Here is a 22205-nt window from a genome sequence, read left to right on the forward strand (position 1 = left end):
ACGATAGCCTAGGAGATACACCTGTACCCATGCCGAACACAGCAGTTAAGCCCTAGAACGCCTGAAGTAGTTGGGGGTTGCCCCCTGTGAGATACGGTAGTCGCTTAGCGCAATTCCGCCATAGCTCAGTTGGTAGAGCGCATGACTGTTAATCATGATGTCACAGGTTCGAGCCCTGTTGGCGGAGTAAAGAGAAATCTTTAGTTATATGGTCCGTTGGTCAAGGGGTTAAGACACCGCCTTTTCACGGCGGTAACACGGGTTCGAATCCCGTACGGACTATATTTTTGGAGGATTACCCAAGTCCGGCTGAAGGGAACGGTCTTGAAAACCGTCAGGCGTGTAAAAGCGTGCGTGGGTTCGAATCCCACATCCTCCTTTTTAATATCGCGGGATGGAGCAGCTAGGTAGCTCGTCGGGCTCATAACCCGAAGGTCGTAGGTTCAAATCCTGCTCCCGCAATAATCTTATGGCTCGGTAGCTCAGTTGGTAGAGCAATGGATTGAAGCTCCATGTGTCGGCGGTTCGATTCCGTCTCGCGCCATTAACTTAATATTTCGGAGAGATAGCGAAGAGGCTAAACGCGGCGGACTGTAAATCCGCTCCTTCGGGTTCGGGGGTTCGAATCCCTCTCTCTCCATACCTTTACGGGCATAGTTTAAAGGTAGAACTAAGGTCTCCAAAACCTTCAGTGTGGGTTCAATTCCTACTGCCCGTGTTTATATGGCGGGTGTGGTGAAGTGGTTAACACATCAGATTGTGGCTCTGACATTCGGGGGTTCGATTCCCCTCACTCGCCTATTTTAATATTGGGGTATCGCCAAGCGGTAAGGCAAGGGACTTTGACTCCCTCATGCGTTGGTTCGAATCCAGCTACCCCAGTTAAACTATATGCCGGCGTGGCGGAATTGGCAGACGCGCTGGACTCAAAATCCAGTGTCCGCAAGGACGTGCCGGTTCGACCCCGGCCGCCGGTATAGTTTGAAAGACAAGGTTTCTAAGCCTTGTCTTTTTAGTTCTGGCTCTTTGTCAACTGTAGTGGTAGATGAAAAGCTAACACCTAGAGAGGACGAACTTCGTTCTCTCTTTCTTTATCTCTTTCCTATTTTCAGGAGATAAGCTGAAAAGGGCTATCCCCAGCCCTTTTCACTGTTCAAAGCAATCAAAATGCGTTTTTTAAAGTTTTTATCTTCCTGAAACCAAAGGCATTTCTCTTTCGGAAAGATTATCCGAGATTTGTGTGAGCGAAAAGTCGTCACTATCCATGAAGCTAATGCTTGCCCTGATCATATCCACATGTTAGTTAGTATTCTACCCAAAATGAGTGTTTCCAGTTTTATGGGCTATTTAAAAGGCAAGAGTAGTTTAATGATTTTCGACAAACATGTCAATCTGAAATATAGGTATGGTAATAGAAAGTTTTGGTGCAGAGGCTACCATGTGGATACGGTAGGACGCAATCAAAAAGTGATAGCCGAATACATACAGAACCAATTACAAGAAGACAGGGGGGTAGCAGACCAGCTCACTTTGTTTGAAACGGTTGACCCATTTACAGGGGAAACCAACAGGAAAAAAACTGATGGTGCTTTAGCACCTGCTTGGGAAAGTGGGGCGCGAGGAAGCTATTTCAGTGGGCCTTTGGCCCTGGCCGGAACAAGCGGCTTATAGCCGCAGAACAAACCACCAGTTCGACTGGTGGTTTTGATTCCATATGAGTTTCGTCGCTTTTCATTATAGGTCATATGGGACTTTTTTTCTACACTCGAAAAGGCTCCATTATCTCCACGGTGTTTTTACCCACTACAGTCTTATAGAGCCTTTTGTAAATACTTTTCATATTTTCCTTGTATTTTCTATTTTTATATGATATACTTAACAGGTTAATTAAAAAGTTAAGGGAATAGTATGGATCATCTCGCTTTACAGATTGAAAAATGTTTACATGAAATTATTTTAAGTTCTGAAAATCAGTTGGAGATTTTAGTCGGAACTTGTCAGAGTTCAGTCAAGTTAACCAATACCCAAGAGCATATCTTGATGTTGATTGAAAAGGCTGCTTATACGAACACTGAGATTGCTAAGGAATTGAATGTCAGCCAGGCTGCCATTACCAAGGCAACGAAAGCCCTGGTGTCGCAGGGGCTTTTGGTTGCTGTAAGGGATAAAAAGGATGCCCGTGTTGTACGCTTTAGTTTGACGGAAGAAGCTAAGCCAATAGCGGCTGAGCATGCCCACCATCATGTTCATACTTTAGAGGCTTATGAGGACTTGTTGTCGCATTATAGTGAGAGTGAGCAAGAAGTAATTGGTCGGTTTATGAATGATTTAGTGGAGAAGATTAGAAGATAGATGAGATATGTTACTGTGGAGGATTTGTCCTTCTATTATGATAAAGAACCTGTTTTGGAACATATTCATTATCACTTGGATAGTGGAGAATTTGTGACCTTAACAGGAGAAAACGGGGCTGCTAAGACAACCTTGATAAAGGCTACTTTGGGTATTTTGAAGCCTAGATTTGGAAAAGTGACCTTTGCAGAGAAAAGTATAAAAGGGAAGAAGTTGCGCATGGCTTATTTGCCCCAGCAGATTGCGAGTTTTAATGCTGGTTTTCCTAGTACTGTTTATGAATTTGTCAAGTCTGGTCGCTATCCGCGACAAGGTTGGTTTCGTAGACTGACTGCACATGACGAGGAGCATATTCGAATTAGTTTGGAAGCAGTTGGTATGTGGGAATACAGGGATAAAAAACTTGGTTCTTTGAGTGGTGGGCAGAAACAACGTGCTGTCATTGCTCGGATGTTCGCTTCGGATCCAGATATTTTTATCTTGGATGAACCGACAACGGGAATGGATGCTGGAACCAAGGATGCCTTTTATCAACTGATGCATCACTCGGCTAAAAAGCATGGGAAGGCTGTTTTGATGATTACCCATGATCCGGATGAGTTAAGTCAGTATGCGGATCGCAATATTCATCTGGTGCGAGATCAGCAATCTCCTTGGCGTTGCTTCAATGTTCATGAGGTAGATGAGGAGGTTGCCAATGATTGATTTATCTATTTTCAATTATGATTTCATGCAACGTGCCTTTCTGGCTATTATTGCTATGAGTTTGTTCTCGCCAATTCTAGGTGTCTTTCTTATCTTGCGTAGGCAAAGTTTGATGTCAGATACCCTCAGTCACGTTTCCTTGGCTGGTGTGGCTTTTGGTCTGGTTTTGGGGATTTCACCGACACTTTCAACTGTACTGATTGTCATCGTGGCGGCTGTATTCCTGGAATACCTGCGGACCATTTACAAGAACTTTATGGAAATCGGGACGGCTATCCTCATGTCGACTGGTTTGGCTATTTCCTTGATTGTCATGAATAAGTCGGGTGGGAAGTCGGGGCTTAGTCTGGAACAGTATCTCTTTGGTTCCATAGTGACAATTAGTCAGGAACAGGTGCTTGCCTTGTTTACCATCGCCTTGATTGTTATTGTCTTGACCTTGCTATTTTTAAGGCCCATGTATATCTTGACCTTTGATGAAGATACAGCTTTTGTAGATGGCTTGCCTGTTCGGGCTATGTCGATTGCTTTTAATGTGGTGACCGGTGTTGCCATTGCTCTCATGATTCCTGCTGCTGGTGCTCTTCTGGTGTCAACCATTATGGTATTGCCGGCCTCTATTGCGCTTCGGCTAGGAAAGAGTTTTAAGGCGGTTATCTTTATTGGTATGGCTGTAGGATTTTTGGGTATGGTGACAGGCTTACTGACATCCTACTATGCTGAAACGCCAGCTAGTGCCAGTATTACCTTAATTTTCATTAGTATTTTCTTACTGGTGAATATGTTTCAGAAATTAAAGAAATAGGAGTATTTATGAAAAAATTTGGTTTATTTTTATTATCTGCTTCAACCCTGCTCTTAGCAGCTTGTGGCAATAGCACAGCTCCTCAGGAAGATGGGAAATTGGATATCGTTACTACTTTTTATCCTGTTTATGAGTTTACCAAACAAGTAGCAGGTGACGAAGCCAATGTTGATTTGTTGGTTAAAGCAGGGACAGAAGTCCATGGTTATGAGCCGTCTGCCAAAGATATTGCTCGTATTCAAGAAGCAGATGCCTTTGTCTATGAAAATGAAAACATGGAAACATGGGTTCATGATATTGAAGATTCGATTGATACGGAAAAGGTTGCGGTTATTAGTGCGACGGAAGGAATGTTGCTTTTGCCAGGTGGGGAAGAGGAACACGAGGGACATGATCATAGTGAGGAAGGGCATAGCCACGCTTACGATCCGCATGTCTGGTTATCTCCAGAACGTGCCATTACCTTGGTTGAAACAATTCGGGATGGGTTGATTGCTCAGTATCCTGAGAAAAAAGCTGTTTTTGAAGAAAATGCGGCAGCCTATATTGAAAAGTTGACTGCCTTGGATGCCAAGTATTTTGAAACTCTATCTGCAGCAAAACAAAAATACTTCGTAACCCAGCACACTGCCTTTGCTTACCTGGCTTTGGACTACGGTTTGAAACAAGTTTCGATCACAGGAGTTTCTGCCGATGAAGACCCAACCCCAACTCGTTTGGCAGAATTGGCGGAATACATCAAAAATTACGGTATCAAGTATATTTATTTCGAAGAAAATGCATCGAAATCAGTAGCTGAAACACTTGCTAAGGAAACGGGAGTTCAACTGGATGTCTTAAATCCGCTTGAAAGTTTGACGGATGAGGCGATGAAAAATGGAGAAGATTATATCTCTGTGATGGAGGACAATTTGACTGCACTTGAGAAGACGACTTCCCAAGCAGGTGTTGAAATCTTGCCAGAAGAGGGAGAGGTAACAACCAAAACAGTCTACAATGGCTACTTTGAAGACAGTGCTGTTAAAGATCGCACTCTATCAGATTATGTTGGTGAGTGGCAGTCAGTTTACCCATATTTGCTTGATGGAACGTTTGATCAGGTTTGGGACTATAAGGCCAAGCTCAAGGGTGGTATGACAGCTGAAGAGTACAAAGCTTACTACGACACAGGCTACAAGACAGATGTGGACCAAATCAACATTACAGACAATACTATGGAGTTTGTGGTGGGTGATAAAAAGCAAACATTCACTTACAAGTATGTTGGTTATAAGATCCTTACTTACAAGAAAGGCAACCGTGGCGTTCGCTTCTTGTTTGAAGCTACGGATGCGAATGCAGGTGAGTATAAGTATGTGCAATTTAGTGACCACAAGATTGCACCAGAAAAAACGGACCACTTCCATATCTACTTTGGTGGAGAGAGCCAAGAAAAACTCTTGGAAGAATTGGAAAACTGGCCGACTTACTATCCAGTTGGTTTGACTGGTTATGAAATTGCTCAGGAAATGTTGGCTCACTAATATGAAAATCGACCGAGTATCTTGCTCGGTCTTTCTTCTTGACATTTTTTGACTACAAATGTAAACTGATTGTAGAAATGTGATTGGAGGTGTGTGTGTGGAGCAGACGATTTCTGCTGCGGAGTGGCAGGTCATGCGGGTCTTGTGGGCCCAGCCTGGTGCGACTTCTCAGGAAATTATTCAGGCCTTGCAGGAGGGATTTAATTGGCAGGCGACGACCATTAAGACACTCTTGGGGCGGTTGCGGAAGAAAAATTATCTGAGAATGGATAAGGAAAACAGCAAGTACCACTATTATCCGCTGATCAGTGAAGAGGAGCATTTGCAGGGGCAGGTGGAGCTCTTACTAGCTACCATATGTTCCACAAAACAGGGACAACTGGTTGAACACTTGCTAGACACAGGGACATTTTCCAAAAAAAGTCTTGAAAACCTAGCCAGCAAAATCTCGCAGCTACAAAAGACCGCACCTAAGCAAATCGCTTGTCGCTGCTTGGTTGGTCAATGTACCTGTGGGCATCATCATCCTCTTCGAAAATCAACCTCAGACCTTGTTGACTTGATTTGATGAGTGTAAAGCTCCGGTGGAGCTTTACAGCCTGCTACCTGAAAATGCGAAAGTAGTAGGGTTCTATCTGCTCAGGGAGAAACGAAGACGTTCGCTCTATTTCCACCCTTCAAAGGTTCCCCGAACCTTTTTGTAGCGAACAGGTTCGCCTAATTTCCAACCTCCAAAGGTTTCCCAAACCTTTGGAGCTAGTCTGAACCTGATTTTCATTGAGTATAAAAAGGAGAAAGAAGATGAAGCAAACTTTGAAATTGAAAAACTTATCGTGTCAGAACTGTGTCAAACACGTGACCAATCACCTCTTGGACTTGGACGGGGTGGAAGAGGTGAACATCCTGCTGGATCAGCAGTTGGCGGAGGTACAAACTTCTGCGGAACATAGCTTGGAGCGTTATAAAGAAGCCTTGGAAGATACTGTCTATGAGGTGGTAGAATTAGTGTAGTAGTAAAAGCAGCCGTCGAGCTGCTTTTTATAATGCTTTGAGAAAGGCGTTTAGGTCTAGTTGCACTTGTGCAAGCGAAATCTGGTCCCAGAAGCCGTCTGATTGCAGGCGTGGAATCAGGTGGACATGGAAATGGGTGCCAGCATCAAACAAGCGATCGTTGCAGGCTATGGTCACGCCGTCAATTGCCAATGCTTGACAGAGTTTCTCAGTCAAAAAGACTTCCAAGTCGGATAATTCATAGCGAATAGTTGAAGGGATTTGGCTGAGCGTGTCATAGTGTCCCTTGCTGATAATCAGAAGATGTCCTGTTTGAATAGGGTCAATATCCCAGACGATCATGAAATGCTCTGTCTGGTAGAGAATATCTTCTTCTTTGAGTTGGTGGCAAAAAATGCAGGTCATGTCTTTTCTCCTAGGTTAGCAGAAAAGGAAATCACATAGGATTTCCTTGGGAGATGTTAATAAGTCAGCACCGAATACTTTTTCTTCCCACGGCGGATAACGGTTAACTCGCCGTCGATCTTGTCGCTGTCAGAAAGAGTGTAGTTCAAGTCCTGCACACGCTCACCGTTGACATAGATGGCACCATTTGCTACGTCTTCACGAGCTTGGCGTTTTGAGTTGACAATACCAGAGGTAACCAAGAGTTCAACGATGTTTAGGTTGTCTTCAGCCTGTACAGCGTAGTTTGGAACGTTGCTGAGGCCCTGCTTGAGCTCTTTTGCGGACAGGTTTTTGATATTGCCAGCGAATAATTGCTCGGTGATGTTAAGGGCTTGGTTATAGGCTTCTTCACCGTGGACCAATGTCACGACTTCCTTAGCCAAAATCTTCTGAGCTAGGCGTTCATGACGGGCAGCGTCAAATTTTTCTTCAATCTCAGCAATCTCATCCAATGACAAGAAAGTAAAGATTTTCAAGAAACGAACGGCATCGTCGTCCATGACATTGAGCCAGAATTGGTACATTTCATAGGGAGAAGTCTTGTTGGCATCCAACCAAACAGCGTTGCCTTCTGATTTACCAAACTTCTTACCAGTAGAGTCAGTGATAAGTGGGACAGTCATGACGTGACCAGACTTGTCAGCCTTGCGGCGAAGCAATTCAGTGCCTGCTGTCATGTTGCCCCACTGGTCAGAGCCGCCGATTTGCAGGGTTACATTGTGCTTGTCATTGAGTTCGTAGAAGTCATAGCCCTGCATGATTTGGTAGGCAAACTCGGTGTAGGAAATCCCTGTCTCAATCCGTTTTTTCACAGAGTCCTTGCTCATCATGTAGTTGACCGTGTAGTATTTGCCGACATCGCGGAGGAAGTCGATAAAGCTGATGTCTGAGAACCAGTCGTAGTTGTTGACCATTTCAGCCTTGTTGTCACCATTTTCAAAATCCAAGAAGCGAGAAAGCTGTCCTTGGATTTTATCAACCCAACCGTCCACGGTGTCTTTGGTCTGCAAGCTGCGCTCCGCATCCTTGAAGGAAGGGTCGCCAATCAGACCAGTAGCTCCACCAACTAGAGCGTAAGGCTTGTGCCCTGCTAATTGCAAGTGACGGCAGACGAGGATTGGTACCAAATGCCCCAAATGCAGGCTGTCGGCAGTTGGGTCGTAGCCAGAATAATAGGATACTTGCCCTTCTGTTAATGCTTTTACTAGGGCTTCTTCATCAGTCGTTTGAAAGACCAAGCCACGTGCTTTTAGTTCTTCAAAAATGTTCATGTGTTTCTCCTTAATAAGATAGGGTGTGTCAAGAAAGAAAATGAAATTCATTTTTCTCTCCAAGACAACTTATTATCATAAAAATTCCTCCCTATTATACCACGAAATTGTGGAAAATAAACAAAATTTGGTATAATGGGAAGATAAGGAGTTACTATGACGACTAAATCAGATAAGCAAAAACATAAAGATAAATCAAATGCTCTAGGGCTGGGAGATACTTTCGGTGTTTTCCTACGCACCCTGAAATTGTTGTTTAATTCTGTGGCAGTATTGCTATTTCTGTTCGTTCTTTTTGGCGCAGGGATAGGGGTTGGTTTTGTTGCGAGTTTGTTTGACAAGGTTGAGGTGCCTCAGACGGAAGAATTGCTGACGCAGGTTTCGGAAGTAAGCCGTATTTCCAAAGTGGTCTATTCTGATGGTAGCCTGGTAGCCGAGGTTAATTCAGACTTGCTCCGCGTTCCAGTTGGTGCGGGTGATGTATCGGAATACCTTAAACAAGCTGTCATTGCAACAGAAGATGAAACCTTTGAAAGTCATAACGGTGTTGTGCCAAAGGCTGTTTTGCGTGCGGCATTGGGCTCGGTTGGTCTTGGGTCATCCAGTGGTGGTTCGACCTTGACTCAGCAGCTCATTAAGCAACAGTTGGTCGGGGATGCACCGACCTTCACTCGAAAGGCCAATGAGATTATTTCAGCTTTGGCTTTGGAACGCAATATGACCAAGGAAGAGATTTTGACCATCTACTTGAACGTTTCTCCATTTGGTCGAAACAATCAAGGTAGAAATATTGCCGGGGCAGAAGCTGCTGCTCAGGGTATCTTTGGTAAACCTGCCAGTGAATTGACAGTTCCTCAGGCTGCTTTTATTGCTGGTCTACCGCAAAGTCCGATTGTCTATTCCCCGTATGCCTCTGACGGTACTCGTAAGGCGGATGAGGACATGGTTTATGGTATCGAACGCTATCAAGATGTCCTATTCAATATGTATCGTGCCTCTTTCTTAACCAAGGAAGAATACGAAACCTACAAGGCTTACGATATTAAGCAGGACTTCATTGCTCCAGCACCGGTGACGGCTGATACTAAGGATTATCTCTATTACGAGGTCATGGAAGAGGCTCAGCAAGTCATGTTTGACTACTTGGTGAAACGTGATAAGGTTTCTGATAATGACTTGAAGAACGATGCAACAAGGAGTTCCTATGAGGAGTTGGCTAAGCAGGAGCTTAGTCAAGGTGGCTATACCATTAAGAGTACAGTTGATAAGGGTATTTATGATACCATGCAGTCAGTTGTTGCCAATTACGGTTCAGTATTGGATAATGGAAATGTGTACGTTGAAACAGGTAGTGTGCTGATTGACAATTCCACAGGAGCTATTCTAGGTTTTGTTGGTGGTCGGGATTATGCGACTAACCAAAACAACCATGCCTTTGATACCCTGCGTTCGCCTGCTTCGACCATTAAACCTTTATTGGCTTATGGGATCGCTATTGACCAAGGTTTAATCGGTTCAGCAAGTATTTTGTCAGATTATCCAACCAATTTCTCAAGTGGCCAACCAATCATGTATGGAACCAGTCGAGGTTCGGGCATGATGAACTTGCAGACGGCAATTGATAGATCTGTAAACATTTCGGCATTCTGGACTTATAAGATGATTCAAAATGCAGGAGTTGATGCCAAAGCCTACATGGAGAAGATGAACTATCATATTCCTATGTATGATATTGAAAGTGTGCCACTCGGTGGTGGCGTTGAAATTTCGGTTTTGACCAATACCAATGCCTATCAGACCTTAGCTAATGGTGGTGTCTATCACAAACACTATATTGTTGAGAATATTACGGCTGCGGATGGAACGGTTGTTTACCAGCATGAGGCAGCTCCTGTTCAAGTCTATTCCAAGGCCACCGCAAGCATCATGAACCAACTCTTGCGCCAAGTAGTGAATTCGGGCTATACAACGACCTTCAAGAATCGGTTGAGTGGCTTAAATCCTCAGGCAGCAGCTTCGGACTTTGTCGGTAAAACGGGAACAAGTAACGAGGTAAATGACGTCTGGCTCATGTTATCAACTCCAAAAGTAACTCTGGGGACTTGGGCTGGAAATGATGATAACTCAGAAATGTATGTTTGGACAGGTTATCATAACAATTCACAATATGTAGCCCACATGGTTGATGCGCTTTACAATGTAAATGCAGATATGTTTGCAGGCCGATTTGAATTGGATAGTAGTGTTATCGCCTCTAATGTTGTAGCTTCTACAGGTCAGCGTGCAGGAGCAACGCAAGTAAATGGTCGTCAGGTAATGGTTGGCGGCGCGACGACGACAAGTTACTGGGCTAAGAATGGCGCTCCTGTTACGAGCTACAACTTTATGGTTGGAGGGACAGACAGTGATCGAGCTCAAGCATGGAATAGTATTTTTGGCTCACAAACAACATCTAATAGTACAAACGGCAGAACAACTCCAAGTTCATCGACCTCAACCTCCAACAATAACCGCTAAAAGTGATAACAAAATGTTGCTGAAAAGCTTGCTTTTTCCAATAAAATATGATAGAATTTTATAAATAATTTGTCGTGTGTCTTGTTTGAAATCTTGTCCAAACAAGACTTGCAGCAGTTAAATCAAACTTTTTAAAGGAAGATTTAGCTGCTCTTTTTGTGTCTATGAGGTTATTTTTTGAGAATTGTTACCCATTCTTAAAGATTCTAAATATTCAGACAAAAGGGCAAGTGTTGGTCATTTGATGACTGTTTTAATTGAACTCGGACTAAATTCGTCGGAAAAAAGATAAATCTCCTAGTGTCTGTTGACACGTCGTCGATTTCCTCTTTTTCTCTCGAATTTTACGTCCTCGTATCTTTTAATTGAACTCGACCTAAAACCTGTGTGAAAAAGAGTACAGAGTATTGGATTTCGTTTATCACTCGTAGCGTCGTAAACGTCTGGCCTTTCTTCGACATTCTGTCTAGAAAGTCCTAGTCGTTCTGACGAGGGTGCGTCAACAAAATCAAAGATTTTGGACTTACCGCTTATTTTCACTTTGGTTTTCACGGTCTCGTATCTTTTAATTGAACTCGGACTAAATTCGTCGGAAAAAAGATAAATCTCCTAGTGTCTGTTGACACGTCGTCGATTTCCTATTTTTCTCTCGAATTTTACGTCCTCGTATCTTATTACAAAGGAGAAAACTTTTGGCAGGACATGAAGTTCAGTACGGTAAGCACCGTACCCGTCGTAGTTTTTCAAGAATCAAGGAAGTTCTTGATTTACCAAATTTGATTGAAATCCAAACGGATTCATTTAAAGATTTTCTTGACTATGGTTTGAAAGAAGTCTTTGAAGATGTACTTCCAGTTTCAAACTTTACAGATACCATGGAATTGGAATTTGTTGGTTATGAGCTAAAGCAACCTAAGTATACCTTGGAAGAGGCGCGTGCACACGATGCCAACTATTCTGCTCCAATTTATGTGACTTTCCGTCTTGTCAATAAGGAAACAGGCGAAATCAAGACTCAGGAAGTCTTCTTTGGTGAGTTTCCAATCATGACTGAAATGGGTACTTTCATCATCAACGGTGCAGAGCGTATCATCGTTTCTCAGTTGGTTCGTTCACCAGGTGTTTATTTCAACGATAAAGTTGATAAGAACGGTAAGGTTGGTTATGGTTCAACGGTAATCCCTAACCGTGGTGCTTGGTTGGAATTGGAAACGGACTCAAAAGATATTGCCTATACTCGTATCGACCGTACGCGTAAAATTCCATTTACAACGCTTGTACGTGCGCTTGGTTTCTCAGGCGATGATGAAATCTTTGATATCTTTGGTGATAGCGAATTGGTTCGCAACACTATTGAGAAAGATATTCATAAAAATCCAGCGGATTCTCGTACAGATGAAGCCCTTAAGGAAATCTATGAGCGTCTTCGTCCAGGTGAACCAAAGACAGCTGAAAGTTCTCGTAGCCTTTTGACAGCTCGTTTCTTTGACCCACGTCGTTACGATTTGGCACCTGTTGGTCGTTACAAGATTAATAAAAAACTCAACCTCCGTACTCGTTTGCTCAACCAAACACTTGCTGAGCATGTCATTAACGGTGAAACAGGCGAAATTGTCTTGGAAGCTGGTACTGTATTGAGCCGTGATGTGCTTGAAAAAGTAGAAGCACAATTCGATGAGCTCAACTTGGTAGAATACATTCCAAATGATAATGCTGTTCTTCTTGAGCCAGTTCTCTTGCAGAAGTTTAAGATTGTTGCACCAAAAGATCCAGACCGTGTTGTAACAGTTATTGGTAATGCTAATCCGGCTGAAAATGTGCGTATTGTTACACCAGCAGATATCTTGGCTGAAATGAGCTACTTCCTCAACTTGGCGGAAGGACTTGGTCGCGTAGACGATATCGACCATTTGGGTAACCGTCGTATTCGTGCCGTTGGTGAATTGCTTGCTAACCAAGTACGTATCGGTTTGACTCGTATGGAACGTAACTTGCGTGAGCGTATGTCTGTTCAAGACAATGAAGTATTGACGCCACAACAAATCATCAACATTCGTCCAGTAACTGCGGCAATCAAAGAATTCTTTGGTTCATCCCAGTTGTCACAGTTCATGGACCAACACAACCCGCTTTCTGAGTTGTCGCACAAACGCCGTTTGTCAGCCTTGGGACCTGGTGGTTTGACCCGTGACCGTGCGGGCTATGAAGTTCGAGATGTTCACTACACTCACTATGGTCGTATGTGTCCGATTGAAACGCCTGAGGGACCAAACATCGGTTTGATTAACAACTTGTCATCTTATGGTCATCTCAACAAGTATGGTTTCATTCAAACACCATACCGCAAGATTGACCGTGCAACTGGTACAGTTACAAATGAGATCGTTTGGTTGACTGCCGATGAAGAAGATGCTTATATCGTGGCTCAATCGACTTCACCACTTGATGAAAACAACCGTTTTGTTGATAAGATCGTTATGGGACGTCACCAAGGTAATAACCAAGAGTTCCCAGCAGATTCAGCAGATTTCATGGATGTTTCACCTAAACAGGTAGTTGCCGTTGCGACAGCATGTATTCCTTTCTTGGAAAACGATGACTCCAACCGTGCCCTCATGGGTGCCAACATGCAACGTCAGGCTGTTCCGTTGATTGATCCAAAAGCACCTTACGTTGGTACTGGTATGGAATACCAGGCTGCCCATGACTCAGGTGCTGCGGTTATTGCTCAACACGGTGGTAAGGTTGTTTACGCGGATGCAGACAAGGTTGAAGTTCGTCGTGAAGATGGCTCTTTGGATGTTTACAGCATTCAGAAATTCCGTCGTTCAAACTCAGGTACAGCCTACAACCAACGTACCCTTGTAAAATTGGGCGATGTTGTTGAAAAAGGTGATTTCATCGCGGATGGTCCTTCTATGGAACGTGGGGAAATGGCTCTTGGTCAAAACCCTATCGTTGCCTACATGACCTGGGAAGGATATAACTTCGAGGATGCGGTTATCATGTCTGAACGCCTTGTGAAAGACGATGTCTATACATCTGTTCACTTGGAAGAATACGAATCAGAAACCCGCGATACCAAGTTAGGCCCTGAAGAAATTACTCGTGAAATTCCAAACGTTGGTGAAGATGCTCTTCGCAACTTGGACGAAATGGGTATTATCCGTATTGGTGCCGAAGTTAAAGAAGGCGATATCCTTGTTGGTAAAGTTACACCAAAAGGTGAAAAAGATCTTTCTGCTGAAGAGCGCCTCTTGCACGCAATCTTTGGTGACAAGTCACGCGAAGTACGTGATACCTCTCTTCGTGTACCTCACGGTGCCGATGGTGTCGTTCGTGATGTGAAAATCTTTACCCGTGCCAACGGTGATGAATTGCAATCAGGTGTTAACATGTTGGTTCGTGTTTACATCGCTCAAAAACGTAAGATCAAGGTCGGAGATAAGATGGCCGGTCGTCACGGTAACAAGGGTGTCGTTTCACGTATTGTACCTGTTGAGGATATGCCATATCTTCCAGACGGAACACCAGTTGACATCATGTTGAACCCACTCGGGGTGCCATCACGTATGAACATCGGTCAGGTTATGGAACTTCACTTGGGTATGGCGGCTCGCAACTTGGGTATCCATATCGCAACACCAGTTTTCGATGGTGCAAGTTCAGAAGACCTCTGGTCAACTGTTAAAGAAGCAGGTATGGACTCAGATGCCAAGACCATTCTTTATGATGGACGTACAGGTGAGCCATTTGACAACCGTGTATCTGTCGGTGTCATGTACATGATCAAGCTTCACCACATGGTTGATGATAAACTTCACGCCCGCTCAGTCGGACCATACTCACTCGTTACCCAACAGCCACTCGGAGGTAAGGCTCAGTTTGGTGGTCAGCGTTTCGGTGAGATGGAGGTTTGGGCCCTTGAAGCCTACGGTGCTTCAAACGTCCTTCAAGAAATCTTGACTTACAAGTCAGATGATGTGACAGGCCGTCTGAAAGCCTATGAAGCCATCACCAAAGGTAAACCAATTCCAAAACCAGGTGTTCCAGAATCATTCCGCGTTCTTGTCAAAGAATTGCAATCACTTGGTTTGGATATGCGTGTCCTTGATGAAGACAACAATGAAGTAGAATTGCGTGACCTTGATGAAGGTGAAGATGATGACATCATCCACGTAGATGATCTTGAAAAAGCACGTGCAAAAGCCGCAGCTGACGCAGCCGCAGCCTTTGCAGCGGAAGAAGCAGAAGGCAAAGAATAATTAGAATGGATGGAAGAAGTTGGTCCAAACCTCAGAACTGAAAGAGATAAGGACCAACGGTCTTCTACCGTCTGATTTATAAAAAATAGCTTACCAGCTATCCATTCTGCTGATTATTGTTCAAGAATTTGAGGTTTGGGAATCCAGCCTCTCACAAGAAAAGAAAGGGATTATTAGTGGTTGACGTAAATCGATTTAAAAGTATGCAAATCACGTTAGCTTCGCCAAACAAAGTCCGTTCATGGTCTTACGGTGAGGTTAAAAAACCTGAAACAATCAACTATCGTACACTCAAACCAGAACGTGATGGACTTTTTGACGAAGTCATCTTTGGTCCAACAAAAGACTGGGAGTGTTCATGTGGTAAATACAAGCGTATCCGTTATAAAGGGATCACTTGTGACCGCTGTGGTGTGGAAGTAACTCGTGCAAAAGTCCGTCGTGAGCGTATGGGACACATTGAGTTGAAAGCACCAATTTCACACATTTGGTATTTCAAAGGCATTCCAAGCCGTATGGGCTTGACCTTGGATATGAGTCCGCGTGCGCTTGAGGAAGTTATCTACTTCGCAGCTTATGTGGTGATTGATCCGAAAGATACTCCGCTTGAGCACAAGTCAATCATGACAGAACGCGAATACCGTGAGCGTTTGCGTGAATATGGATATGGTTCATTCGTTGCCAAAATGGGTGCAGAAGCCATTCAAGACCTCTTGAAGCAAGTGGATCTTCCAAAAGAAATCGCAGCTTTGAAAGAAGAATTGAAAACAGCTTCTGGACAAAAACGTATCAAAGCAGTTCGCCGCTTGGATGTATTGGATGCCTTCTATAAATCTGGTAACAAGCCTGAGTGGATGATTCTCAACATCCTTCCAGTTATTCCACCAGACTTGCGTCCGATGGTTCAGTTGGATGGTGGTCGTTTTGCGGCGTCTGACTTGAACGAACTCTACCGCCGTGTTATCAACCGTAACAACCGTTTGGCTCGTCTCTTGGAACTTAACGCTCCAGGAATTATCGTACAAAACGAAAAACGGATGCTTCAAGAAGCTGTGGATGCTTTGATTGACAACGGTCGCCGTGGTCGTCCAATTACAGGACCAGGTAGCCGTCCACTTAAATCACTCAGCCACATGCTCAAAGGTAAGCAAGGGCGTTTCCGTCAAAACTTGCTTGGTAAGCGTGTTGACTTCTCAGGACGTTCCGTTATCGCCGTTGGTCCAACGCTGAAAATGTACCAATGTGGTGTACCACGTGAAATGGCTATTGAGCTCTTCAAACCGTTTGTCATGCGCGAAATCGTTGCCCGTGAAATTGCTGGTAACGTAAAAGCTGCAAAACGTTTGATTGAACGTGGGGATGATCGTATTTGGGATATCTTGGAAGAAGTGATCAAAGAACACCCAGTTCTTTTGAACCGCGCACCTACCCTTCACCGTTTGGGTATCCAGGCCTTTGAGCCAGTTCTGATCGATGGTAAAGCCCTTCGTTTGCACCCGCTTGTCTGTGAAGCCTATAACGCCGACTTTGACGGTGACCAGATGGCCATTCACGTTCCATTGTCAGAAGAAGCACAAGCAGAAGCACGTATTCTTATGCTTGCTGCAGAACACATCCTTAACCCTAAAGATGGTAAACCAGTCGTAACACCGTCTCAGGATATGGTTTTGGGTAACTACTACTTGACCATGGAAGATGCTGGTCGTGAAGGTGAAGGTATGGTCTTCAAGGATGCGGATGAAGCTGTTATGGCACACCGCAATGGCTATGTTCACTTGCACACCCGTGTAGGTATCGCAACGGACAGCTTGGACAAGCCATGGAAAGACAACCAGAAGCATAAGATTATGATGACAACTGTCGGAAAAATCTTCTTCAACGCTATCATGCCTGAAGGACTTCCTTACTTGCAAGAGCCAAACAACGCTAACTTAACAGAAGGAACTCCTGATAAATACTTCTTGGAACCAGGATCAGATATCAAGGCTGCTATTGCAGAATTGCCAATCAACCCACCATTCAAGAAGAAAAATCTTGGTAACATCATCGCTGAAATTTTCAAGCGTTTCCGTACAACTGAAACATCAGCTCTTCTTGACCGTTTGAAAGACTTGGGTTACTATCACTCAACACTTGCTGGTTTGACAGTGGGTATTGCCGATATCCCAGTTATCGACAACAAGGCTGAAATTATTGAAGAATCTCACGAACGTGTAGAACAAATCAAGAAACAATTCCGTCGTGGTATGATTACAGACGACGAGCGTTATACAGCTGTTACAGATGAGTGGCGTTCAGCTAAGGAAAAATTGGAAAAACGCCTGGTTGAAAAACAAGATCCTAAAAACCCTATCGTTATGATGATGGACTCTGGTGCCCGTGGTAACATTTCCAACTTCTCCCAGTTGGCCGGTATGCGTGGTCTGATGTCAGCTCCGAACGGACGTATCATGGAATTGCCTATCTTGTCTAACTTCCGTGAAGGTCTTTCGGTATTGGAAATGTTCTTCTCAACTCACGGTGCCCGTAAGGGTATGACGGATACGGCCTTGAAGACAGCCGACTCAGGATACTTGACTCGTCGTTTGGTTGACGTTGCCCAAGACGTTATTATCCGTGAAGACGACTGTGGAACAGACCGTGGTCTTGATATCCGTTCAATCACAGATGGCAAAGAAATGATCGAGCCACTTGAAGAGCGTTTACAAGGTCGTTACACTAAGAAAACTGTTAAACATCCTGAAACGGGTACCGTTATCATCGGTCCAAACCAATTGATTACCGAAGACATTGCTCGCGAAATTGTCAATGCCGGTGTTGAACAAGTCACTATCCGTAGCGTATTTACATGTAATACTCGTCACGGTGTCTGCCGTCACTGTTACGGTATCAACTTGGCGACAGGTGATGCGGTTGAAGTTGGTGAAGCAGTTGGTACGATTGCAGCCCAATCTATCGGTGAGCCTGGTACACAGTTGACAATGCGTACCTTCCACACGGGTGGTGTAGCCTCAAACAGCGATATCACGCAGGGTCTTCCTCGTGTCCAAGAGATCTTTGAAGCCCGCAATCCGAAAGGGGAAGCGGTTATCACAGAGGTTAAAGGTGAAGTTATCGCTATTGAAGAAGATGCTTCTACTCGCACTAAGAAAGTCTTTGTTAAAGGTGTGACTGGTGAAGGTGAGTATGTGGTTCCATTTACAGCCCGTATGAAGGTTGAAGTTGGTGACCAAGTTGCGCGTGGTGCAGCCCTTACTGAAGGTTCTATCCAACCAAAACGCTTACTTGAGGTCCGTGATGTTCTGGCAGTTGAAACCTACCTTCTTTCTGAAGTTCAAAAAGTTTACCGTAGCCAGGGTGTAGAAATCGGCGACAAGCATATCGAGGTAATGGTCCGTCAAATGCTTCGTAAGGTTCGTGTCATGGATCCAGGTGATACAGATCTTCTCATGGGCACTCTCATGGATATCACAGACTTTACAGATGCCAATGCGGAAGTAGTTATTGCTGGCGGTATTCCGGCAACAGCTCGTCCAGTTCTTATGGGTATCACGAAGGCTTCCCTTGAAACCAACTCATTCTTGTCTGCTGCATCCTTCCAGGAAACAACTCGTGTCCTTACAGATGCTGCTATTCGTGGTAAACGTGATAACCTTCTTGGTCTGAAAGAGAACGTTATTATCGGTAAGATTATCCCAGCAGGTACAGGTATGGCCCGCTACCGTAATCTTGAACCACAAGCCATCAATGAAATTGAAATTATTGAAGATACTCTAGCTGAAGAGCTTGCAGAAGAAGCAGGTATCGAAGTTGTATCTGAATAAGTTACAAATAACACATCTCTAGATTTCTAGGGATGTGTTTTTGCTATTCGGAAATAAAGCGCATACAGGATTTGATCAGTAATTAACAAGCAGAATACTTTCTATACGATTTTATATTCGATATAATGAGTGTGAAAAAGGAAGTGTGTGCTTATGTATCAGGTAATAAAATTATATGGAGATTATGAACCCTGGTGGTTCTTGGATGGTTGGGAAGAAGACATTGTCAGTAAGGATGTCTTTAGTCGTTATGAGGATGCCTATACTGCCTTTCAAAAAGAATGGGTACGTTTGTCTGAGAATTTTCCCATGAAAAAGACAAAAAATGACACCTTGGCAGCTTTTTGGGATGAACAGGACCAGCATTGGTGCGAGGAATGTGAAGAATATTTGCAACGCTACCATTCGCTTATGTTGGTGGAAGCTAAGGAAAACTTACCTGCTGGTTTTATCAAGTCGCAGACACCCCCTCGTTTGCGTACTTGTAGGCTGAAACAAGACAAATGTATGAACCATGAAGAAAAGGATTGACCAGTGTGTCAATCCTTTTTAGTTGAATCTGATAGAAAATGTTTCCGTATCAAGCTCCACATGCCCACCAATCCGAATGGTAAAGAGTGGCTGGGTATGGGCAAAATCCAAATCGTAGAGAACAGGAACATTTTTTAGAATAGGGTGCTTGTCCAAAATGGCCAACAAAATCTCCTCCGTCATCTTAGTTTCTTTTGGAAAACGACCAAAAACAACCGCCTGCGGATTAGGATAGGCTTGTAGCAGGGCAGTCAAGTGACGAGCAATAATCAGATAATCATCGTCTTCCGCCTCTTCTAAAAATAGAATATACTTGTCCGTATTGGGTGCGAACTCGGTTCCAGTCAGTAGATTTAGAGTTGAGATGTTTCCGCCGATGGCAATACCAGAGGCCCGGCCCGGATTGTAAACCTTCCATTCGGTTGGGTAAAAAATGCGAGGGGCGTCTGGTAGGTACCAAGCGTCGCTAGACCATTCAGGACTCGGGGTCAAGTCAAAGGAGTCTTGTGTTACAGCCTTGAGCCAGGCTTCTGTTTGATACTGTTGCCCCAAATCCATTTTGAAACTTGAATAGGCAGGACCCATGTAGGTTTCCATGCCTGTCTTGGCATAGATAGCATTGAGCAGGGCGGTCGTATCCGAATAACCACAGAAAATTTTCGGATTTTGTGCAATCAAATCGAAATCCAGATAGGGCAAGAGTTCGTTGCAGTTGAAACCGCCAATGGTTGTCAGAATGGCATCGACCGTATCGTCCGCAAAAGCTGCTTCCAAGTCCGCAACACGGCTGGCAATCGGAGCTGAGAAAAAAATATCATTTTCAAGATAATACTCAGAAAAAGAGAGTTTGAAGCCAAGTTCCTCTAGTTTTTCCTTGGCGGCGAGATTGGCCTTGAAGCCACCAATTCTTTCAATAGATGAAGAAGGACTGACTACGCGTATGTGGTCGCCTTTTTTTAATTTTTTCATAGGAACCTCCAAGCTTTTTTATTATTTTAACAAAAAAGTATGGAAAATCAAGTTTCCTTGCGAATAGATAGGGTGAGGAGGTTTTATGATTCAAGAAAAAGCAAGAAAGTTGATTGAAAAGGCGGTGGCGGAAAGGGTCAGTGACATCTATCTGGTTCCTCGTGGTCAGGACTACCAAGTCTACCATCGCATCATGGATGAGCGGGAATTTGTGCAAGACTTGGCTGAGGAGGAAGTAACAGCCATCATCAGCCATTTCAAGTTCTTATCAGGTTTAAATGTCGGTGAAAAACGCCGTAGCCAACAGGGTTCCTGTGACTATGATTATGGGAACGGTGAGATTTCCCTTCGCCTATCAACTGTCGGAGATTATCGTGGTAAGGAAAGTTTGGTTATCCGCCTGCTCTATGACAATGACAAGGAACTCAAGTTCTGGTTTGAGGCGGCCGAGCGACTTGCAGAAGAAATCAAGGGACGAGGGCTCTACCTTTTTTCGGGTCCAGTCGGCTCTGGTAAGACCACACTTATGTACCATCTTGCCAGGCTGAAATTCCCAGACAAGCAGATTTTGACCATTGAAGATCCGGTCGAAATCAAGCAGGAGGATATGCTGCAACTCCAGCTCAATGAAGCCATCGGAGCCACCTACGATAATTTGATAAAATTATCCCTACGTCATCGGCCAGACTTGCTCATCATCGGTGAGATTCGGGATGCGGAAACCGCTCGAGCAGTCATTCGAGCCAGCCTGACGGGAGCTACCGTTTTCTCAACGGTTCACGCAAGGTCTATTTCGGGTGTCTATGCTCGTATGTTGGAATTGGGGGTCAGTCTTGAAGAATTAAATAATGCCCTTCAAGGGATTGCCTATCAACGATTGATTGGGGGAGGAGGTGTAGTGGATTTTGCAAAGGGAAATTACCCAAACCATTCCGCAGACCAGTGGAATGCGCAAATTGATCGCCTTTTTGCAGCAGGACATATCAGTCTTCGGCAGGCAGAAACAGAAAAAATTGCCCTTGGCTCGCCAACGTAAGGTCATTGAACTGTTTAACAATCTCTTTGCCAGTGGTTTTCATCTGGGAGAGATTGTTGATTTTCTCAAACGCAGTCAGCTTTTGGCAGATCCTTACACTCAGGTTTTGTCGGATGGCCTTCTTGCAGGAAAGCCATTTTCAAGCCTATTAGCGGATTTGCGGTTTTCAGATGCGGTGGTCACACAGGTGGCTCTGGCAGAAGTTCATGGTAATACCAGCCTGAGTTTGAGCCATATTCAGTCCTATCTGGAAAATGTCAGCAAGGTTCGTAAGAAATTGGTTGAGGTAGCGACCTATCCAGTTATCTTGCTAGGTTTTCTGCTTTTGATTATGCTTGGCTTGAAAAACTATCTTCTGCCCCAGTTGGAGGAAGGCAATGCAGCGACCGTGCTAATTAACCATCTGCCGACTATCTTCTTGTCCCTTTGTGGACTTAGTTTGGTAGCGGTCTTGGCTGGGATGGTTTGGTTTCGCAAAACTAGCAAAATCAAGGCATTTTCCCGCTTAGCAGCTCTGCCATTTTTCGGAAAACTCATCCAAACCTACCTGACGGCCTATTACGCCAGGGAGTGGGGGAGTTTGATTGGGCAAGGCCTGGACCTGCCGCAGATTGTGGGCTTGATGCAATCGCAGCAATCGCAGCTCTTTCGGGAAATTGGTCAGGACCTGGAGCAGTCGCTTTCAAATGGTCGTAGTTTTGACGAACACATCAAGACCTACGCCTTTTTTAAGCGGGAGCTGAGTTTGATCGTCGAGTATGGTCAGGTCAAGTCCAAGTTGGGTAGCGAGTTGACAGTTTACGCGGCAGAGTGTTGGGAGGATTTTTTCTCTCGGGTCAATAGAGCCATGCAGCTGATTCAACCGCTGGTCTTTCTCTTTGTGGCCCTAATGGTCGTTCTCATCTACGCAGCCATGTTGCTGCCGATTTATCAAAATATGGAGTTATAA

General features: G+C 44.3%; 15 protein-coding genes, 10 tRNA genes, 1 rRNA gene and 1 pseudogene. 24 read left to right on the forward strand and 3 right to left on the reverse strand.

The window, feature by feature from the left end; translation table 11 throughout:
* The 18 genes and pseudogenes from rrf to C1E58_RS00100 form a co-directional block, all read left to right on the forward strand.
* Positions 1–109 (forward strand): 5S ribosomal RNA (gene rrf, locus C1E58_RS00005); the annotation flags it as partial.
* A gap of 5 nt (positions 110–114) precedes the next feature.
* Positions 115–187 (forward strand) — tRNA-Asn (locus C1E58_RS00010).
* Positions 188–210: 23 nt separating this feature from the next.
* Positions 211–282, forward strand: a tRNA-Glu gene (locus C1E58_RS00015).
* Between the two features lie 7 nt (positions 283–289).
* A tRNA-Ser gene (locus C1E58_RS00020) sits at positions 290–379 on the forward strand.
* Positions 380–388: 9 nt separating this feature from the next.
* Positions 389–462 (forward strand) — tRNA-Met (locus tag C1E58_RS00025).
* A 9-nt stretch (positions 463–471) separates the two neighbouring features.
* Positions 472–544 (forward strand) — tRNA-Phe (locus C1E58_RS00030).
* 15 nt (positions 545–559) lie between these two features.
* A tRNA-Tyr gene (locus tag C1E58_RS00035) sits at positions 560–640 on the forward strand.
* A gap of 7 nt (positions 641–647) precedes the next feature.
* Positions 648–718: transfer RNA gene (locus C1E58_RS00040), tRNA-Trp, on the forward strand.
* 8 nt (positions 719–726) lie between these two features.
* A tRNA-His gene (locus C1E58_RS00045) sits at positions 727–799 on the forward strand.
* An 11-nt stretch (positions 800–810) separates the two neighbouring features.
* Positions 811–882, forward strand: a tRNA-Gln gene (locus C1E58_RS00050).
* A gap of 11 nt (positions 883–893) precedes the next feature.
* Positions 894–977, forward strand: a tRNA-Leu gene (locus tag C1E58_RS00055).
* A 241-nt stretch (positions 978–1218) separates the two neighbouring features.
* Positions 1219–1578: pseudogene (gene tnpA / locus C1E58_RS00065) on the forward strand (IS200/IS605 family transposase); the annotation flags it as partial.
* Positions 1579–1908: 330 nt separating this feature from the next.
* Entirely contained in the window at positions 1909–2352 is a 444-nt protein-coding gene (locus C1E58_RS00070; RefSeq protein ID WP_105208947.1) for a zinc-dependent MarR family transcriptional regulator, read from the forward strand.
* Positions 2353–3057, forward strand: coding sequence for a metal ABC transporter ATP-binding protein (locus tag C1E58_RS00075; RefSeq protein WP_105208948.1), 705 nt, complete (start codon positions 2353–2355; stop codon positions 3055–3057).
* Positions 3050–3862, forward strand: coding sequence for a metal ABC transporter permease (locus tag C1E58_RS00080; protein WP_105208949.1), 813 nt, complete (start codon positions 3050–3052; stop codon positions 3860–3862). Before C1E58_RS00075 ends, C1E58_RS00080 begins: the two co-directional genes overlap by 8 nt.
* Before the next feature lie 8 nt (positions 3863–3870).
* Positions 3871–5385 (forward strand): zinc ABC transporter substrate-binding protein AdcA, encoded by a 1515-nt coding sequence (locus tag C1E58_RS00085; RefSeq protein WP_105208950.1) that lies wholly within the window; start codon positions 3871–3873, stop codon positions 5383–5385.
* Positions 5386–5482: 97 nt separating this feature from the next.
* Positions 5483–5953, forward strand: a complete 471-nt coding sequence (locus C1E58_RS00090) for a CopY/TcrY family copper transport repressor (protein WP_161951237.1) — start codon at positions 5483–5485, stop codon at positions 5951–5953.
* A 233-nt stretch (positions 5954–6186) separates the two neighbouring features.
* Positions 6187–6396, forward strand: a complete 210-nt coding sequence (locus C1E58_RS00100) for a heavy-metal-associated domain-containing protein (RefSeq protein ID WP_105208952.1) — start codon at positions 6187–6189, stop codon at positions 6394–6396.
* A 27-nt stretch (positions 6397–6423) separates the two neighbouring features.
* Here C1E58_RS00100 and C1E58_RS00105 read toward each other — a convergent pair whose 3' ends face one another.
* Both C1E58_RS00105 and tyrS read right to left on the reverse strand, forming a co-directional pair.
* Positions 6424–6801: an HIT family protein gene (locus tag C1E58_RS00105; protein WP_105208953.1), complete on the reverse strand. Its 378-nt coding sequence runs from the start codon at positions 6799–6801 to the stop codon at positions 6424–6426.
* 56 nt (positions 6802–6857) lie between these two features.
* Complete coding sequence (gene tyrS, locus C1E58_RS00110) at positions 6858–8114, reverse strand: tyrosine--tRNA ligase (RefSeq protein WP_105114495.1); 1257 nt, start codon at positions 8112–8114, stop codon at positions 6858–6860.
* Between the two features lie 156 nt (positions 8115–8270).
* On the opposite strand from tyrS, the gene pbp1b reads away from it, so the two are divergent.
* From pbp1b to C1E58_RS00130, 4 genes are all read left to right on the forward strand, one after another.
* The gene (pbp1b, locus tag C1E58_RS00115) at positions 8271–10631 is read left to right on the forward strand and encodes a penicillin-binding protein PBP1B (RefSeq protein ID WP_105208954.1); all 2361 of its coding nucleotides are present in this window, start codon (positions 8271–8273) and stop codon (positions 10629–10631) included.
* A 692-nt stretch (positions 10632–11323) separates the two neighbouring features.
* Positions 11324–14896, forward strand: a complete 3573-nt coding sequence (rpoB, locus tag C1E58_RS00120; protein ID WP_105208955.1) for a DNA-directed RNA polymerase subunit beta — start codon at positions 11324–11326, stop codon at positions 14894–14896.
* A gap of 176 nt (positions 14897–15072) precedes the next feature.
* Positions 15073–18720: a DNA-directed RNA polymerase subunit beta' gene (rpoC, locus tag C1E58_RS00125; protein ID WP_105208956.1), complete on the forward strand. Its 3648-nt coding sequence runs from the start codon at positions 15073–15075 to the stop codon at positions 18718–18720.
* 153 nt (positions 18721–18873) lie between these two features.
* Entirely contained in the window at positions 18874–19251 is a 378-nt protein-coding gene (locus C1E58_RS00130) for a DUF1033 family protein (protein WP_105208957.1), read from the forward strand.
* 18 nt (positions 19252–19269) lie between these two features.
* Here C1E58_RS00130 and C1E58_RS00135 read toward each other — a convergent pair whose 3' ends face one another.
* A complete protein-coding gene (locus C1E58_RS00135; protein WP_105208958.1) occupies positions 19270–20220 on the reverse strand; it encodes a S66 family peptidase in 951 nt (316 codons plus the stop codon).
* 85 nt (positions 20221–20305) lie between these two features.
* On the opposite strand from C1E58_RS00135, the gene comGA reads away from it, so the two are divergent.
* Positions 20306–21256 (forward strand): competence type IV pilus ATPase ComGA, encoded by a 951-nt coding sequence (gene comGA, locus C1E58_RS00140; RefSeq protein WP_105208959.1) that lies wholly within the window; start codon positions 20306–20308, stop codon positions 21254–21256.
* Positions 21168–22205 (forward strand): competence type IV pilus assembly protein ComGB, encoded by a 1038-nt coding sequence (gene comGB, locus C1E58_RS00145; RefSeq protein ID WP_269088928.1) that lies wholly within the window; start codon positions 21168–21170, stop codon positions 22203–22205. The genes comGA and comGB overlap by 89 nt, the downstream gene beginning before the upstream one ends.

It is taken from the genome of Streptococcus suis (assembly GCF_002964575.1).
GTDB classification, from domain to species: Bacteria; Bacillota; Bacilli; order Lactobacillales; family Streptococcaceae; genus Streptococcus; species Streptococcus suis_R.